The following is a 16,055-nucleotide window of genomic DNA, read 5'->3' as shown; positions in this document are numbered from 1 at the left end:
TCAGCAAAATAAGCGCGAGGCCAGTGTCATGCGCCCACGGCGGCTTCGATGCGCTCCTGACCACGCATATAAGGCCGCAACACGGCGGGAATCGTCACCGAGCCATCCGCGTTCTGGAAGTTCTCCAGCACCGCGACGAGCGTGCGGCCCACCGCCAGTCCCGAGCCGTTCAGCGTGTGCACGAACTCCGGCTTGCCCTGGGCATTGCGGAAGCGCGCCTGCATGCGGCGCGCCTGGAAAGCCTCGGTGTTCGAGCAGCTCGAAATCTCGCGATACGTGTTCTGCGCCGGCAGCCAGACTTCGAGGTCGAAGGTCTTCGCCGCTGAAAAACCCATGTCGCCCGTGCACAGCGTGATCAGTCGATACGGCAATTCCAGCTTCTGCAGGATGGCTTCGGCCTGGCCGACCATCTCGTCGAGCGCGGCGTACGAATGCTCGGGCGCCACGACCTGCACCATCTCCACCTTGTCGAACTGATGCTGCCGGATCAGGCCGCGCGTGTCGCGTCCATACGAGCCCGCCTCGGACCGAAAACACGGCGAATGCGCGGTGAGCTTCACGGGCAGCGCGGCTGCGTCGAGAATGCTCTCGCGCACGGTGTTGGTCAGCGAGATCTCGGACGTCGAAATGAGGTACTGCGTGACCGTGTTCTCCTCGCCGCCCTTCTCCACGCGGAACATGTCGTCCGCGAACTTCGGCAACTGGCCCGTGCCGTAGAGAATCTCCGGATTCACGATGTACGGCGTGTACGCCTCGGTATAGCCGTGCTGCTCCGTGTGCGTGTCGATCATGAACTGCGCGAGCGCGCGATGCAGCCGCGCAATCTGTCCGCGCAACAGCGTGAACCGCGCGCCCGACAGCTTCGCGCCGGTTTCGAAGTCGAGGCCGAGCGGCGCGCCGACATCCACATGGTCCTTGATCTCGAAGTCGAACGCGCGGGGCGTGCCCCAGCGCCGCACCTCGACGTTCTGCGTCTCGTCGCGGCCCACCGGCACGCTCTCGTGCGCCAGGTTCGGCACGGTGAGCATCAGGTCCGACAGGCGCTTCTGCACGTCGTCCAGCTTCGCCGCCGACTCCTTCATGGTGTCGCCGATCCCGCCCACTTCCGCCATCACCGCCGAGGTGTCCTCGCCGCGGCCCTTCATCGCGCCGATCTGCTTCGAGAGGCTGTTGCGGCGCGCCTGCAGTTCTTCGGTGCGCGTCTGGATCTCGCGGCGCTCGGCTTCGAGCGCGGCAAACGCGGCGGCATCGAGCGTGAAGCCCCGGTCGGCGAGGCGCTTCGCGACGCCGTCCAGGTCTTTGCGGAGGGTTTGGATATCGAGCATGGCGGGGGCTGCTGGTTGAGTATTCGTGAAACGTCGATTCTAGCGCACGGCCAGCGCCGGCCGGACAGGCATCAGCCCTCAGCGCTTCTTGTCGTCGCGGTGTTCGCGCCGCCACGCGTCGTCGAGATCGCTAAGGCGCGCGAGCTTCTCGCCGATCTTGCCTTCGAGCCCACGCGGCGTCGGCTGATACCACGAAGGCTCGCGCATGCCGTCGGGCAGATAGGTCTCGCCGGCGGCGTAGGCGTCGGGTTCGTCGTGCGCGTAGCGATATTCGTGGCCGTAGCCGAGTTCCTTCATCAGCTTGGTCGGCGCATTGCGCAGATGCACCGGCACGCCGCGCGACTGATCGCGGCCGACGAAGCGGCGCGCCTCGTTGTACGCGTTGTAGCCGGCATTCGATTTCGGCGCGACCGCCAGATAGATCAACGCCTGTGCGAGCGCCAGTTCGCCTTCCGGCGTGCCGAGGCGCTCGTAGGTCTCGGCGGCGTCGAGCGCAATGCGCGCACCCCGCGGATCGGCGAGTCCGATGTCCTCCCACGCCATCCGCACGATGCGCCGCGCCAGATAGCGCGGGTCCGCGCCGCCGTCGAGCATGCGGCAGAACCAGTACAGCGCGCCGTCCGGATTGCTGCCGCGCACCGACTTGTGCAGCGCGCTGATCTGGTCGTAGAACGCATCGCCGCCCTTGTCGAAACGGCGCAGGTTCTCGGCGAGCGCGCTGCCGAGCAAGGCGCCGTCGACTTCGCCCTGCTTCTGCTGCGCCGCCGCGCGCGCGACGATTTCGAGATTGTTCAGCAGCTTGCGGCCGTCGCCGTCGGCCGAACCGACCAGCGCATCGCGGGCCTCGTCCGTGAACGTGAGGCCGCCCAGTTCCCGGCTCGCGCGCTCGAGCAATTCCTTCAGTTCGTCGGCGTCGAGGCTCTTCAGCACGTAGACGGCCGCGCGCGACAAGAGCGCGCTGTTCACCTCGAACGACGGATTCTCGGTCGTCGCGCCGACGAACACGAACAGGCCGGACTCCACGTGCGGCAGGAAGGCGTCCTGCTGGCTCTTGTTGAAGCGATGCACTTCATCCACGAACACGAGCGTCTGATGCCCGTTCGCGCGATGAATCTGCGCCATCTCCACCGCCTCGCGGATATCCTTGACACCGGACAGCACCGCCGAAAGCGAGATGAACTGCGCGTGGAACGCGTCGGCCATGAGGCGCGCGAGCGTGGTCTTGCCGACGCCGGGCGGGCCCCACAGGATCATCGAATGCGCTTCGCCCGATTCGAACGCGACGCGCAGCGGTTTGCTCGGGCCAAGCAGGTGTTTCTGGCCGATCACGTCGTCGATGGTGCGGGGGCGCAGACGCTCCGCGAGCGGAACGGTGCCACGGTTTTCTTCGAACATGTGCTGTGCGATGCAGGTTGACGCGGTTGGGTGGATCGCGGCGATAATCTCGCGCTTCCCGAGAGAGGCGCCGGCCGGTGGCGGAACGGGTCATTATGACAGCCGGGCCGCGAGGGCATCGGACCCGCCTGCGCGTGACCGTCTCGGACAACGCATCGACCATATGAGGACGCAATCCGATGGGGCAAGAGCACACCACGAACGCTGCGGCGCACGGCGAAACTTCCACCTACGCGCCGCTCACCCCGGTGCCACCCGAACGGCGCGCCTTCGCGACGAGCGACGCCTTCGCGCTGTGGTTCTCGCTCGGCATCGGCCTGCTGGTCGCGCAGGCGGGCGCGCTGCTGGTGCCGGGACTGTCGCTGCCGCATGCGCTCGCGGCGATCGGCATCGGCACGGTGGTCGGCGTCGTGCTGCTGGCGCTCGCGGGCGTGATCGGCACGGACACCGGGCTCGCCGCCATGTCCTCGCTGCGGCCGACGCTCGGCGTGCGCGGCGCCTCCGTGCCGGCGGTGCTCAACGCGGTCCAGCTGGTCGGATGGGGCTCGTTCGAGATCATCGTGATGCGCGATTCCGCCGATGCCCTCGCGAAGCAATCCTTCCACTTCTCGATGCCGATCGTCTGGACGCTGATCTTCGGCGTGCTCGCCACGCTGCTCGCGGTGAGCGGCCCGCTGTCCTTCGTGCGGCGCTTCCTGCGCACCTGGGGCATCTGGCTGCTGCTCGGCGGCGCAGGCTGGCTGACCTGGAACCTGCTCGCGAAGCACGATCTCGCCGCGCTGATGGCGCGGCCCGGCACCGGCGAGATGGCGTTCGGCGCGGGCATCGACCTGGTCGTCGCGATGCCGCTGTCGTGGCTGCCGCTGATCGCCGACTACACGCGCTTCGGCCGCAGCGCGGGCGGCACGTTCCGCGGCACGCTGCTCGGCTACGGCATCGCGAATCTCTGGTTCTACGCGCTCGGCGCGATCTACGGTCTCGCGGCCGGCGGCGGAGATGCGCTGCTGACCACCGCGTTCGCGCAGGCGGGCGGCGGTCTCGCGCTGTTCCTGATCCTGATCGATGAAACCGACAACGCCTTCGCCGACATCCACTCCGCCGCCGTTTCAACCGGCACGTTGTGGGCGCGCGCCAGCGTGCCGCTGCTGTCGTGCGCGTTCGGGGCGCTGTGTACGCTGGTCGCGCTGGTGGTCGAGATGGGCAAGTACCAGAACTTCCTGCTGCTGATCGGTTCGGTGTTCGCGCCGCTCTTCGGCGTGGTGCTGGCGGATCACTTCATCGTGCGCAAACGCCGCATCGACACCGCCGTGCTCGCCGATCCCACCGGCCGCTATGGCTATTCCGGCGGCTGGCATGTGAGCGCGTTCATTGCGTGGGGCGTCGGCATTGCCGCCTATCACGCGATCAACCAGTGGCTGCCGAACCTCGGCGCGACGTTGCCCGCGCTCGCGCTCGGCGCGGTGTGCTATCTGCTGCTCGTGGCGGGACGGCGGCGCGCGTACGCGTAAGGCCGCGAGCAAGCCGGTCGCTCAACGCGCCGCGCGATATTCGACGCCCGGCAGCACGCACAGCAGTTCGAAGGCGAGATTGGCGCCGAGCAGCGCCGTGGTGCCGAACGGATCGTAGGGCGGCGCGACTTCCACCAGATCCGCGCCGACGATGTTCAGCCCGCGCGCGCCACGCACGATCTCCAGCGCCTGCGGCACCGTCAGGCCGGCGATTTCCGGCGTGCCCGTGCCGGGCGCGAAAGCCGGATCGATGCCATCGATATCGAACGTGATGTAGACGGGACCGTCGCCCATCTGCGCGCGCACTTCGTCCATCAGCGGCGCGAGCGACTTGTTCCAGCATTCCTCGGTCTGCACGACGCGAAAGCCCTGCTCGCGGCACCAGTCGAAATCGCCGGCCTCGTAGCCGGTGCCGCGCAGGCCGATCTGCACGACGCGCGAGCAGTCCAGCAAGCCCTCCTCCACCGCGCGGCGAAACGGCGTGCCGTGCGCGATCTTCTCGCCGAACATGGTGTCGTTGACGTCCGCGTGGGCGTCGATGTGAATCAGCCCGACCTTGCCGTGCTTCGCGTGGATCGCGCGCAGGATCGGCAACGCGATGGTGTGATCGCCGCCGAGCGTGAGCGGCGTGCAGTCGTGCTGCAGGATCTCGCGATACGCACGCTCGATGCGGTCGATGGAATCGAGCAGGTTGTAGGGATTGATCGCGACGTCGCCGATATCCGCGACGCGCAGCGAATCGAACGGCGCGGCGCGCGTCGCCATGTTGTACGGGCGCAGCAGCACGGATTCGCTGCGCACCTGACGCGGGCCGAAGCGCGCGCCGGTGCGGTTGGACGTGCCGAGATCGAACGGCACGCCGACAAAGCAAGCATTCAGCCCGGCGGCGGACGGGACATGCGGCAGACGCATCATCGTCGTGATGCCGCCGCAGCGCGGCATCTGGTTGCCGGAAAGTGGCTGCGGACGTTCGGCGCGGGCGTCGAGAAAGTGGGAATCGAAGTGTTCTGCGGGGGCAAACAGCGCGGAAGTATTCATGGCGTCGGATGAATCAGGATGGGTATGCTGCCATTCATAGCCGCTTTGCTCCGGCGTTAAAATGACGACAAAAACAACTTCACATCGATTTTTATCGATGTATCGGCGGCGCGCATGTTCTCTCACTTGTCCGACCTGGATCTCCGGCTGATCCGCGTGTTTCTCGCCATCGCCGACGCGGGCGGCGTGTCGTCGGCGCAGGCCACGCTCAACGTCGGGCAATCCACCATCAGCACGCAGCTCGCGACGCTCGAAACCCGGCTCGGCTATCGCCTGTGCGAGCGCGGGCGCGGCGGCTTTGCGCTGACTTCGCGCGGCGAACAGTTCGTCGAGGCGTGCCGCACGCTGCTCGCGGCCATCGACACCTTCGACTCCACCGCCCGCAACGTCGGCAAGACGCTGGTCGGCACGCTCACGCTCGGGATGATCGGCAATACACCGGTCAGCGCGAACGCACGCGTCAGCGAAGCCATCGCGCGCTTTCGCCAGCGCGACGAATCCGTGCGCTTCGCGGTGCTCGTGCGCTCGCCGGGCGAACTCGAGGAAATGCTGCTCGCAGGACGCATCCAGATGGCGATCGGCTATTTCTGGCATCGCGTGCCGTCGCTCGATTACGTCGAGATCTTTGCCGAGGAACAGCTCGCCTATTGCGGCCGCGGGCATCCGCTGTACGCACGTGCGGGACGTGTGCGCATGAGCGAGGCCAATGAGCACGACTGGGCATGGCGCAGCTATCCGCTGCCGGAGGCCGGGACGCTTGCGCCGCGACTCGTCGGCGCGGTCGCCGACAACATGGAGGCCGTCGCGATGCTCGTGCTCTCGGGACAGCATCTCGGCTATCTGCCCGAGCATTTCGCCGCGCCGTATGTGAAGGAAGGACTGCTCGCGCCGCTGAATCCAAAAGCGATGCGCTATCGCGTCGCGTTCCAGATGGTCACGCGTGCGCGGCGTGCGGGCGGTGCGAAACGCGAGATCGTCGAAGCGTTCATCGAAGACATGCAGGCTGCGCACGGCTGAGATTGCTTTTAGGCAGGCGTTTTCAGCCGTTATTGGCCCATCCACAAGCATGACAATTTTCTACAAATCCAATACCGGAATCTTATTGATCAGGCAATACGACTTCTCCTAATATCAATTCATGAACATCTCAAAATTGAGCGCGACAAACGGGTCCGAAGGACCGGAAGCGTGCTCGGTTGCAGCGCTGACTGACCATCGCGGACGGGCAGCACCTTCTCTTAGGACGAGGGAACCATGATCGACGCAAAGCTGGGTAGGGCACGACGGGCCGGACAACTCGTTCTGGCCAGCGCGATGAGTTACTGCGCGATGGCGAGCGCAGGCACGAACGGCGGCGTCATCTACTTCACGGGATCGATCGTGGCCTCGCCATTCGGCGTATCGGTTGGATCGGGGAATGCCTCTGCGACCGCCTCCCCGATACGGATCGACCAGACGAGCGGGCGCACCGCGCACGTGATGTTCTCCGCCGAGCCAAGCGATGCGCCGAGCGCTGGCGTGTCGATGTCGGTGATCGGACACAGCCCGGCATCCGGCGCGCGTTTGCTCGCGACCCGCTTCACCGACAGCCGGGGCAACACCACGCCGTCCGATGCAGGCGGCACTTACCACGTAGGCAAACTCGGCGGCACGCTGTCGATGCGCGCGCTCGACGAGACGCCCGCGTCCGTGACCCGCGTCCTGCTGACGACGAGCTACAACTGAGCCGCGATGAAAGCGCGTCCCGGCGGGCGCCGGGCCGTGTAGATCAGCCGATGATCAGCCGTTGATCACGTCCGCGCCCTTCGGCACGGTGAACTTGAACGCATCGCTCTTGATGGGCGGGTTCTTCTGGATGTTCGAGAACGTGAGCAGCGTGACATTGCCGAACACGTCGTGCAGTTCCATCGCTTGCAGGTTGCCGTCCTTGAAGCCGATGCCGACCGTCTCGAACTGCGTGTCCTTCGCTTTCGGCGTGAGTTCGAGCCAGTCGATGCCGCCCTTCTCGCCCGCATCGCGCAAGTTGAAGTTCTTGTCCAGGTCGTTGCTGCCGAACAGGATGGCCGCCGGGCTCGCACCCAGCGCGCCGCCGAGCGTGCGCACGGTGACCTGGTTCAGATCCTTGTCGTACACGTAGAGCTTGTCGCCATCCGCCTGCAGGACCTGCGCATACGGCTTCTGATAAGACCAGATGAACTTGCCCGGCCGCGCGAACATGAACGTGCCGCTCGATGTCGTGCCCTTGGTCGGCACGGGCGTGGACGTAGCGCCGTTGTTGGCCTTGCCCGGCGCCTTGATTTCCTGTTGCGTGAAGTCGCCGCGCGCGGCCTTGACCTGCGACACGAACGCCTTCAGCTGTTCGGTGCCGCTCGCGAAGGCGTGCGACGCCAGCAGCATCGACGCTGAAAACAATGCGGCGCTCAGGACCTTGAGCGTGCGGCTCCCCGTATGGTGTTGCATCGTGATGTTCTCCCTTTGATTCGCGCCGCGCGTCATTCGGCGTCGCGCGCCGGCGTCAGGATCTCGCGGTTGCCGTTCGACGACATCGCCGACACCAGCCCCGAATTCTCCATCTGCTCCAGCAGCCGCGCCGCGCGGTTGTAGCCGATGCGCAAGTGCCGCTGCACCAGTGAAATGGATGCGCGGCGATTCTTGATGACGACCTCGACCGCCTGGTCGTACAACGGATCGGACTCGCCGTCCGCGCCGCCGGTTCCGTTCGCGCCGGCCGAGCCTTCGTCGCCCTCGCCGGCAAGCCCGCCTTCGAGCAGGCCTTCGATGTAATTCGGCTCGCCCTGCTCCTTCAGCTTGTCCACCACGCGATGCACTTCCTCGTCCGACACGAACGCGCCGTGCACGCGCACCGGCAGGCCCGAGCCCGGCGGCAGATAGAGCATGTCGCCCATGCCGAGCAGCGACTCCGCGCCCTGCTGGTCCAGGATCGTGCGCGAGTCGATCTTCGACGAAACCTGGAACGCCATCCGCGTCGGCACATTGGCCTTGATGAGGCCGGTGATCACGTCCACCGAAGGCCGCTGCGTCGCGAGAATCAGGTGGATGCCCGCCGCGCGCGCCTTCTGCGCGATACGCGCGATCAGTTCCTCGACCTTCTTGCCGACCACCATCATCAGGTCGGCGAGTTCGTCGATCACGACCACGATGTTCGGCAAGCGCGTGAGCGGTTCCGGTTCATCCGGCGTCAGGCTGAACGGATTCGGAATCTTTTCGTCGCGCTTCTTCGCGTCGTCGATCTTGCTGTTGAAGCTCGCGAGATTGCGCACGCCCATCTTGCTCATCAGCTTGTAGCGGCGCTCCATTTCGGCGACCGCCCAGTTGAGCGCGTGACCGGCCTGGCGCATGTCGGTGACGACCGGACACAGCAGATGCGGAATGCCTTCGTAGACGCTCATTTCGAGCATCTTCGGGTCGATCAGGATCAGCCGCACCTGATCCGCGCTCGCCTTGTAAAGCAGCGAGAGGATCATCGCGTTGATGCCGACCGACTTGCCCGAGCCCGTCGTACCCGCGACCAGCAAGTGCGGCATCTTGGCGAGATCGGCGCAGACCGGATTGCCGCCGATGTCCTTGCCGAGACCCATGGTCAGCGGCGACGCGCCGTTCGCATAGACTTCGGAGCCGAGGATCTCGGAGAGCTTGACGGTCTGGCGGCGCTGGTTCGGCAGCTCGAGCGCCATGTAGTTCTTGCCCGGAATGGTTTCGACGACGCGGATCGACACCAGCGACAGCGAGCGCGCCAGATCCTTCGCGAGACCGACGATCTGGCTGCCCTTCACGCCCGTTGCGGGCTCGATTTCATAGCGCGTGACGACCGGACCCGGATACGCCGCGACCACGCTCACTTCCACACCGAAGTCCTTCAGCTTCTTCTCGATGAGACGCGAGGTGTATTCGAGGGTATCGGCGGCGATGGTTTCCTGGGTCTTCGGCGGCGGGTCGAGCAGCGCCAGCGGCGGCAGCGTGGAGTCGCCCGGCAGGTCCTTGAAGAGCGGCACCTGCTTTTCTTTTTCCGCGCGCTCCGAGCGCGCCGGCGTGGGCACGGCGGGCACGATCATCACCGGTTCGTGATCTTCGTTCTTCTCGCGCGAACGCACGACCTTGCCCTCGCGCTTGACCGCTGCGGCCTCGCCGAGCTTGCGGTCGCGGCCGGCCTCACGGCGCAGTTGCGCGCCGGTGATCGCGTTGAGAATGCCGTCGCCGACCTTCTCGCACACCGAGAGCCACGAGAAGCGGAAATACAGCGACAGCCCGATGGCGAGCGCGATCAGCAGGAACAGCGTGGCGCCGGTGAAGCCCAGCGCGTGCGACACATGGCGCGCGACCATGTCGCCGATCACGCCGCCGGGCGCGCGCGGCAGCTGCACCTTGAGCGACCACATGCGCAAGGCCTCGATGCCGTCGGAGGCAAGCAGCACGAGCACGAAGGCGAAGGCTTCGGCGAGCCAGGTGCGGTCCTTCGGCGCGTCTTCATCGACGACCGGCGGCTGCGTGATACGGCGATAGTTCGCGATGATGCGCCGCGCGAGCAGCACGATCAGCCAGTAAGAGGACAGCCCGAACACGAGCAGCAGGATGTCCGACGTATAAGCGCCGACGCGGCCCGCCCAGTTCGCGATGCGTTCGACGCTGACGGCGTGGGTCCAGCTCGGGTCCCTGCGGCTGTACGAGAGCAGCGCCATCACGAGGAACAGTCCGAGCGCGACCTGGAGGATCCAGCGAATCTCGGTGAAGAGCCGCGACATGCGGTGCGGCAGTGCCTGCGGGCTCGCGGAATAAGGTGCTTTGGCCATTGATTCGATGCTTGGTGTCGCCTGCTTGCGGCCTCGCCGGCCGGTGCGCCGGGACCGCCTGGAACGGTGGCCTATTGTAAACGCTGCATTGCGGGGAACGGCGTAAAAACGCCCCGGCGCTTGCAACCTGTAACACTCGTCACGCGGGCGTCATGGGCGCAAACCTCGCGCGCCGCGCCTATCGGCGCAATTGAAAGGTTCACTCGGAAGGCTTTTCGAGGCACCTTTATAATCCCCGTTTTGCACTCAAATACGGTTCATCGGAAGCGCTCCGGCGCCTCCACGCGGCCACGAGCCGCGCGGCGGGTGTCGATATTGCTGTGGTTCGCGCATGGCCACCAGCGCCCAGCCGCGCTGGCCACGCTGCCGCAAGCTCATCCGGCGCGCTTTCGAGCCGACCATCAAAAACGGACCACTATCATGTCTTCGCCCAAACACGCCAAAGTGCTGATCCTCGGTTCCGGCCCCGCCGGCTACTCCGCCGCGGTCTATGCGGCGCGCGCGAATCTGTCGCCGCTGCTCATCACCGGCCTCGCCCAGGGCGGCCAGCTGATGACCACCACGGATGTCGAAAACTGGCCGGGCGACCCCTCGGGCGTGCAGGGCCCGGAACTGATGCAGCGTCTCGAAGAACACGCGCGCGCCTTCAACACGGACATCGTGTTCGATCACATCCACACCGCCAAGCTCAATGAAAAGCCGATGCGCCTCATCGGCGACTCGGGCGAATACACCTGCGATTCGCTGATCATCGCGACCGGCGCGTCGGCGCAGTATCTCGGCATGCCGTCGGAGGAAGCGTTCATGGGCAAGGGCGTGTCCGCCTGCGCCACCTGCGATGGTTTCTTCTATCGCAACGGTGAAGTCGCGGTCATCGGCGGCGGCAACACGGCGGTCGAGGAAGCGCTGTATCTGGCGGGCATCGCGAAGAAGGTGACGGTGATTCATCGCCGCGACAAGTTCCGCGCCGAGCCGATCCTGATCGACCGCCTGCTCGCGAAGGAAAAGGAAGGCGTGGTCGAGATCAAGTGGAACCACGTGCTCGACGAAGTCACCGGCGACCAGTCCGGCGTCACGGGTCTGCGCGTCAAGCACACGCAGACCGGCGAGACGACCGACATCGCGCTGCAGGGCGTGTTCGTCGCGATCGGCCACAAGCCCAACACCGATCTCTTCATCAACCAGCTCGAGATGAAGAACGGCTACATCATCACGAAGGGCGGCACGACCGGCGACGCCACCTCCACGAGCCTTCCCGGCGTGTTCGCGGCGGGCGACGTGCAGGATCACGTGTATCGCCAGGCCATCACCAGCGCGGGCACGGGCTGCATGGCCGCGCTCGATGCGCAGCGCTACCTCGAAAGCATCCATGAAACGGCCACGCCGCATTCGATGAGCCACGAAGCGGATCGCTGATCCGCCGGACCGCGCGCGCGGCGAGCCGCTAGAATGTGATCAGCCCGCACGGTGCGCTTCGTGCATCGCTTTGGAAGCTTGCAGAACGGGCCACGGTTCACGCCGCCGGCCCGTTTTCTTTGCGGCAGGCGCGCGGCGGGCGGCTTGCTTTCCGGCATTCGCCCGCGCACCCCATCCTCGACTCAGTTTCCAGACGTTTCCAACTGGCCGAACGATGCCGAAGAATCACCCCCATCCAAACGAACCGAAAGCCCGGCGCAAGCCTGCGCCGCCATCGGCCGAACCGCCAGCGCGCGAGCCGGCCAGGCCCGCCGATGTCGCCGCCGCGGTAAGGCGCGACGGACTCGCAGGCCTGTCGACGCTCAAGCGCGCGCTCAAGGCCGACGCCGAGCAGCGCGAGATCCAGCGCGTCGCGGCAGCGCGCGCCGAGCGCGAGAGCGTCGCGGATGCCGATGAATTCCGCCGCGCCATCGACTCGATCGGCGCCGTCGAACCGCTGAAGACCCCGCCCCGCACGACGCTGACCCGCGTGCCGCCCCCGCCGCTGCCGCTGCAGAGCCGTCGCGACGAAGAAGCGGTGCTGCAGGAGGCGCTGTCGGACGAATACGATCCCGAAAGCCTGCTCGATATCGACGACACGCTGTCCTTCAGCCGCCCGGGCATCAGTCAGGAAGTGGTGCGCAAACTGCGGCGCGGCGCGTGGATCGTGCAGGCGCAACTCGACCTGCACGGCATGCGGCGCGAAGAAGCGCGCGAGGCGCTGGCGGAGTTCATCCGCGAATCCGTGAAGCGCGGGCTGCGCTGCCTGCGCGTGATCCACGGCAAGGGACTCGGCTCGATCGGCCGCGAACCGGTGCTGAAAGGCAAGGTGCGCGCGTGGCTGGTGCAGAAGTCGGAGGTGATCGCGTTCTGCCAGGCGCGTCCGCACGACGGCGGCGCGGGCGCCGTGCTCGTGCTGCTGCAGCCGGGCGGTACGTCGCGCCAGCACCATCATCCGCAGGATCGCGGCGGCGAAGACAAGTCGAGGCCGGGGTCCGAACGTGCATCCTAGACTGACGCTCGCCATCAGCATCATGGAGGCGCTCGCGATCTTCGCCTACGCCTTCTCCGGGCTCATCGAGGCGCGCAAGCGCCGGCTGGACGCGGTCGGCGCGTTTCTCGTCGCGCTCGTCACGGCGTTCGGCGGCGGCACGGTCCGCGACGTATTGCTGTCGCGCCGGCCGTTCTACTGGGTCGAGCATCAGGACTACGTGCTCTTCATCTTCGCGATGGCGATCTTCGCGCCGCTGTTCCTGCGCGTGACCTCGCGCCTGTTCGACCAGCGCGCGCTGCTGGTGACCGACGCGATCGGCCTCGGTCTCTTCAGCGTGTCGGGCACGTCCGTCGCGCTGGACGCGCAAATGCCCGCCTTCACGGCGACGATGATGGGCGTCGTCACCGGCGTGTTCGGCGGCGTCATGCGCGACGTGCTGTGCAACGAAGTCCCGCTGATCCTGCGCGATTCGCGTCCCTATGCGGTGTGCGCGTTCGCGGGCTGCTGGATCTATCTCGGACTGGAGCGGCTCGACGTCGACACGATCTACAACGTGCTGCTCTCGACGGCGTTCATCCTGCTCGCGCGCCTCGTCACCTTCAAGCTCGACATCCGGCTGCCGCACTAGACGCCTTGGGGCACGTACCGCGAAGCAGGCGGGAAAACCCCTCGTTTTGCTACAATCGCTTCGTTTCCCGCCCCTTATCCGGCCACAGCGCGGCCACGGCGCGTATCCGCCCTAGGTCGCCACTACGCACACAGAACATGAACATCGAGCAAGCGCGTTTCAACATGATCGAGCAACAGATTCGTCCGTGGGAAGTGCTGGACCAGGACGTCCTCAATCTGCTTTCGATCGTCAAGCGTGAGAACTTCGTTCCCGCCGCGTACCGCAACATTGCCTTCGCAGACCTCGAAGTGCCGCTGCCCGGCGGCGAACGCATGCTGGCGCCGCGCGTCGAGGCGCGCATTCTGCAGGAACTCGCGGTTCACAAGGGCGAGACGGTGCTGGAAATCGGCACGGGTTCCGGCTACATGGCCGCCCTGCTCGCGCATCGCGGACGCAGCGTGACGAGCGTCGAGATTTCGCCGGAGCTGGCCGACCTCGCGCGCCAGAACCTCGCGGCGAACGGCGTGACGAACGCCGAAGTGATCACCGGCGACGGCGCGCGCGGCTGGACCGACGGCGCGCCCTACGACGTGATCTGCGTGTCCGGCGGCCTGCCGGTCATGCCGCAGGAATTCCTCGAACAGTTGAAGATTGGCGGGCGCATTGCGGCGTTCGTCGGCGTGGCGCCGGTCATGAAGGCGCAGATCGTCACCCGCGTCGATGAAAAGCAGTTCCGCGTCTCGGACGTGTTCGAAACGCTGGTTGCGCCGCTCAAGAACGCGGTGCATCCGTCGCTGTTCCGCTTCTGATTGCGCTTCGTGCCGCCGTGAAGTCACGGCGGCACGCTCCCGTTCCTCGCTGTCCTTGCTGTCGTCTTTCGAAGATCTCCATGCAAAATCTCACCGCACCCGAACTTGCCGCGTGGCTGGCCGATACCTCGCGCCCCGCGCCCGTCCTGCTCGACGTGCGCGAGCCCTGGGAGGTCCAGACCGCGAAGCTGGACAACATCGTGTCGATTCCGATGCGCGACATTCCCGCCCGCAGCGAAGAACTCGACGACGACGCGCAGATCGTCTGCATCTGCCATCACGGCGCGCGCAGCGCACAGGTCGCGATGTTCCTGGAATCGCGCGGCTTCACGCAGATGTTCAACCTGTACGGCGGCATCGACGCGTGGTCGCGTCAGGTCGATCCGGCGGTGCCCACGTACTGATCCTGCGTCATCCGGCGCTCGACCACAGCGCCGTGCCGTTCGCGGCATAGATGACCAGATGGCCGTCCTTCTGGATCAGCGCCACCGCTCCCGGATGACCCGACGTACCGGTCTGCCACACCCGCGTCCCGTTCCTGTCGTATAACGCCAGATTGCCGTCGTCCTGCATGCGGACTTCGGCGCCGGGCGCGCCCGCGCTCTGCGACGACCACACGACCGCGCCGTTCTGCATCGCGACGAGATAGCCGTCGTCCCGCACCGTCAGCGTGACGCCGCCGCTGCACGCCGCCAGCGATCCACCCACGCCGAATCCTTCGCCTGCCGCCAGACGGCCGCAGGCGCCCGGTGCATTGACTTGCGGCAGCGCCGCGAACCAGTCCGGATCGGCTGCGTTCGCAATGGCCTGCGCGCCTGCGTCGTTCGGATGCAGATGGTCGCCGCTGTCGAACGCCGGGGCATACGCGGCCTGATTGCCGGCGTCGCCGGTTGCCCCCGCCTGATCGAGCACGGCGTCACAGCCGCTGCCGGCGCGATCGCGCAGGAACGCGTTGATCTGCTCGCGGGTGGTCTCGATGGCCGGCGTCCACTCCGCGACGCCCTGGAATGGCGTCAGCGTCGAGCAGATGACGCCGAGCTGCGCGGCGTGCGCTTGTCCGATCACGCGCCGGTACGCGTCTTCGAGTTGCTGCGCCGTCGGCGGATCGGCGTGAATGAGACTGTTCACGGCTTCGTCCGAGACGATCACCCATTTGACGTTCGCCTGCTCCAGCACGTCGCGGGCAAAGCGCGTGAGTCCGGCCTGACCCGCCCGATCCGTGAAGAAATCGTTACCGCTGATGGCCTCACTCAGCACGCCCACCGCCATGCCCGCGCGCGCCAGCCGCACCGCCAGCCGGTTGGGCCAGCGCCGGTTGGTGTTCGGCGTGGTCCCGAACCCGTCCGTGATCGACGCGCCGAACGCGACCACCGCGCCCGTTGCGGCGGCATTCATCACGTCGATGCCGGTCAGGAAATAGACCGATTGCCCGCCCGCCGCATTCGCGACGCCGCCAGAAAACGCCGCATCGCCGCTCACGTCGCCGGGCGCGATATAGACGTCCTGCAGGCCGAGATCGTGGCCGGTGGAGTGCGGCGGCGTCCTCGAGGGCACATGCAGGCTTACGGCGAGATCGGCGAGCGCGGGCACGTCGAAGGCGACGGCATCGCTCTGCACCGAACTGCCCGCCGGAATCGTGACGTAGGCCTGGCCGCCAAACGTGACCGGGCGATCGGTGCCCGCGACCGTACCCGCTCCGCGCGCGCGCCGCGCAAGATGCACGTCGCCGATCGTCACGGGCTGCGTGCCGTACAGGTTCGAGAGCGTCACCCGCGCCGCCGTGCCGCCGATGCTCGTATGCACGATGTGCCGGATTGTCTGGTTGTCGAAGCCCTCGTCGGACGCGACGGTGGGCGCGATGGACCACGTGCCGGTCCATTGCGCCTGGGCGTAGACCCTCGGCGCGACGGACCCAAGAGCGGCCATCGCCAGCCACCCGGCCACGAACCTGCGCAGAACCGGCTTCATATCCGCCTCCGTTTCCGGCCGGACGCCGGATCAATGCGGTTTTCCGCAGGGCAATCGTGCATTCGTCGTACCCGCGGCGCGCGTGGGCATGGCACTCCACCAAGAAAAAAGCCGCATGAACGTTCGTTCATGCGGCTTCCTTGCT

Annotated in this window: 14 protein-coding genes; 8 read left to right on the top strand and 6 right to left on the bottom strand. The window is 66.5% G+C overall.

Features of this window, described 5'->3' with window-relative positions; all coding sequences use genetic code 11:
- Positions 1–26: 26 nt before the first annotated feature.
- Positions 27–1,325, bottom strand: a complete 1,299-nt coding sequence (gene serS, locus QCE62_RS03650) for a serine--tRNA ligase (RefSeq protein ID WP_309914435.1) — start codon at positions 1,323–1,325, stop codon at positions 27–29.
- 78 nt (positions 1,326–1,403) lie between these two features.
- A complete protein-coding gene (locus QCE62_RS03645) occupies positions 1,404–2,720 on the bottom strand; it encodes a replication-associated recombination protein A (protein ID WP_309914432.1) in 1,317 nt (438 codons plus the stop codon).
- Between the two features lie 179 nt (positions 2,721–2,899).
- Between QCE62_RS03645 and cytX the strand changes: the two genes are divergently transcribed.
- The gene (gene cytX, locus QCE62_RS03640; protein ID WP_309914430.1) at positions 2,900–4,228 is read left to right on the top strand and encodes a putative hydroxymethylpyrimidine transporter CytX; all 1,329 of its coding nucleotides are present in this window, start codon (positions 2,900–2,902) and stop codon (positions 4,226–4,228) included.
- A 21-nt stretch (positions 4,229–4,249) separates the two neighbouring features.
- Here cytX and speB read toward each other — a convergent pair whose 3' ends face one another.
- On the bottom strand, positions 4,250–5,266 hold the full coding sequence (speB, locus tag QCE62_RS03635; protein ID WP_309914428.1) for an agmatinase: 1,017 nt from the start codon (positions 5,264–5,266) through the stop codon (positions 4,250–4,252).
- Between the two features lie 114 nt (positions 5,267–5,380).
- On the opposite strand from speB, the gene QCE62_RS03630 reads away from it, so the two are divergent.
- Both QCE62_RS03630 and QCE62_RS03625 read left to right on the top strand, forming a co-directional pair.
- The gene (locus QCE62_RS03630) at positions 5,381–6,283 is read left to right on the top strand and encodes a LysR family transcriptional regulator (RefSeq protein WP_309914425.1); all 903 of its coding nucleotides are present in this window, start codon (positions 5,381–5,383) and stop codon (positions 6,281–6,283) included.
- A 237-nt stretch (positions 6,284–6,520) separates the two neighbouring features.
- Positions 6,521–6,991 carry a hypothetical protein gene (locus QCE62_RS03625; RefSeq protein WP_309914422.1) on the top strand — a complete coding sequence of 157 codons (471 nt, stop codon included), beginning with the start codon at positions 6,521–6,523 and terminating at the stop codon, positions 6,989–6,991.
- A gap of 54 nt (positions 6,992–7,045) precedes the next feature.
- On the opposite strand, the gene lolA is transcribed toward QCE62_RS03625, so the two are convergent.
- Positions 7,046–7,726 (bottom strand): outer membrane lipoprotein chaperone LolA, encoded by a 681-nt coding sequence (gene lolA, locus QCE62_RS03620; protein WP_309914419.1) that lies wholly within the window; start codon positions 7,724–7,726, stop codon positions 7,046–7,048.
- 32 nt (positions 7,727–7,758) lie between these two features.
- Positions 7,759–10,074, bottom strand: coding sequence for a DNA translocase FtsK 4TM domain-containing protein (locus QCE62_RS03615; RefSeq protein ID WP_309914417.1), 2,316 nt, complete (start codon positions 10,072–10,074; stop codon positions 7,759–7,761).
- Between the two features lie 420 nt (positions 10,075–10,494).
- Between QCE62_RS03615 and trxB the strand changes: the two genes are divergently transcribed.
- The 5 genes from trxB to QCE62_RS03590 all read left to right on the top strand — a co-directional run bounded on the left by trxB (position 10,495) and on the right by QCE62_RS03590 (position 14,346).
- Positions 10,495–11,490: a thioredoxin-disulfide reductase gene (gene trxB, locus QCE62_RS03610; protein WP_309914414.1), complete on the top strand. Its 996-nt coding sequence runs from the start codon at positions 10,495–10,497 to the stop codon at positions 11,488–11,490.
- Between the two features lie 214 nt (positions 11,491–11,704).
- A complete protein-coding gene (locus tag QCE62_RS03605) occupies positions 11,705–12,541 on the top strand; it encodes a Smr/MutS family protein (protein WP_309914412.1) in 837 nt (278 codons plus the stop codon).
- The gene (locus tag QCE62_RS03600) at positions 12,531–13,151 is read left to right on the top strand and encodes a trimeric intracellular cation channel family protein (protein ID WP_309914409.1); all 621 of its coding nucleotides are present in this window, start codon (positions 12,531–12,533) and stop codon (positions 13,149–13,151) included. The genes QCE62_RS03605 and QCE62_RS03600 overlap by 11 nt, the downstream gene beginning before the upstream one ends.
- Before the next feature lie 137 nt (positions 13,152–13,288).
- Positions 13,289–13,942, top strand: coding sequence for a protein-L-isoaspartate O-methyltransferase (locus QCE62_RS03595; RefSeq protein ID WP_309807553.1), 654 nt, complete (start codon positions 13,289–13,291; stop codon positions 13,940–13,942).
- Positions 13,943–14,022: 80 nt separating this feature from the next.
- Complete coding sequence (locus tag QCE62_RS03590) at positions 14,023–14,346, top strand: rhodanese-like domain-containing protein (RefSeq protein ID WP_309914404.1); 324 nt, start codon at positions 14,023–14,025, stop codon at positions 14,344–14,346.
- A gap of 7 nt (positions 14,347–14,353) precedes the next feature.
- On the opposite strand, the gene QCE62_RS03585 is transcribed toward QCE62_RS03590, so the two are convergent.
- Positions 14,354–15,910, bottom strand: coding sequence for a GDSL-type esterase/lipase family protein (locus QCE62_RS03585; RefSeq protein WP_309914402.1), 1,557 nt, complete (start codon positions 15,908–15,910; stop codon positions 14,354–14,356).
- Positions 15,911–16,055: the final 145 nt, after the last annotated feature.

The sequence above is a fragment of the Caballeronia sp. LZ033 genome (genome assembly GCF_031451265.1).
Taxonomy (GTDB): domain Bacteria; phylum Pseudomonadota; class Gammaproteobacteria; order Burkholderiales; family Burkholderiaceae; genus Caballeronia.
The sequence above is the reverse complement of the archived record's forward strand: the minus strand, read 5'-3'. Positions and strand labels throughout refer to the sequence as shown.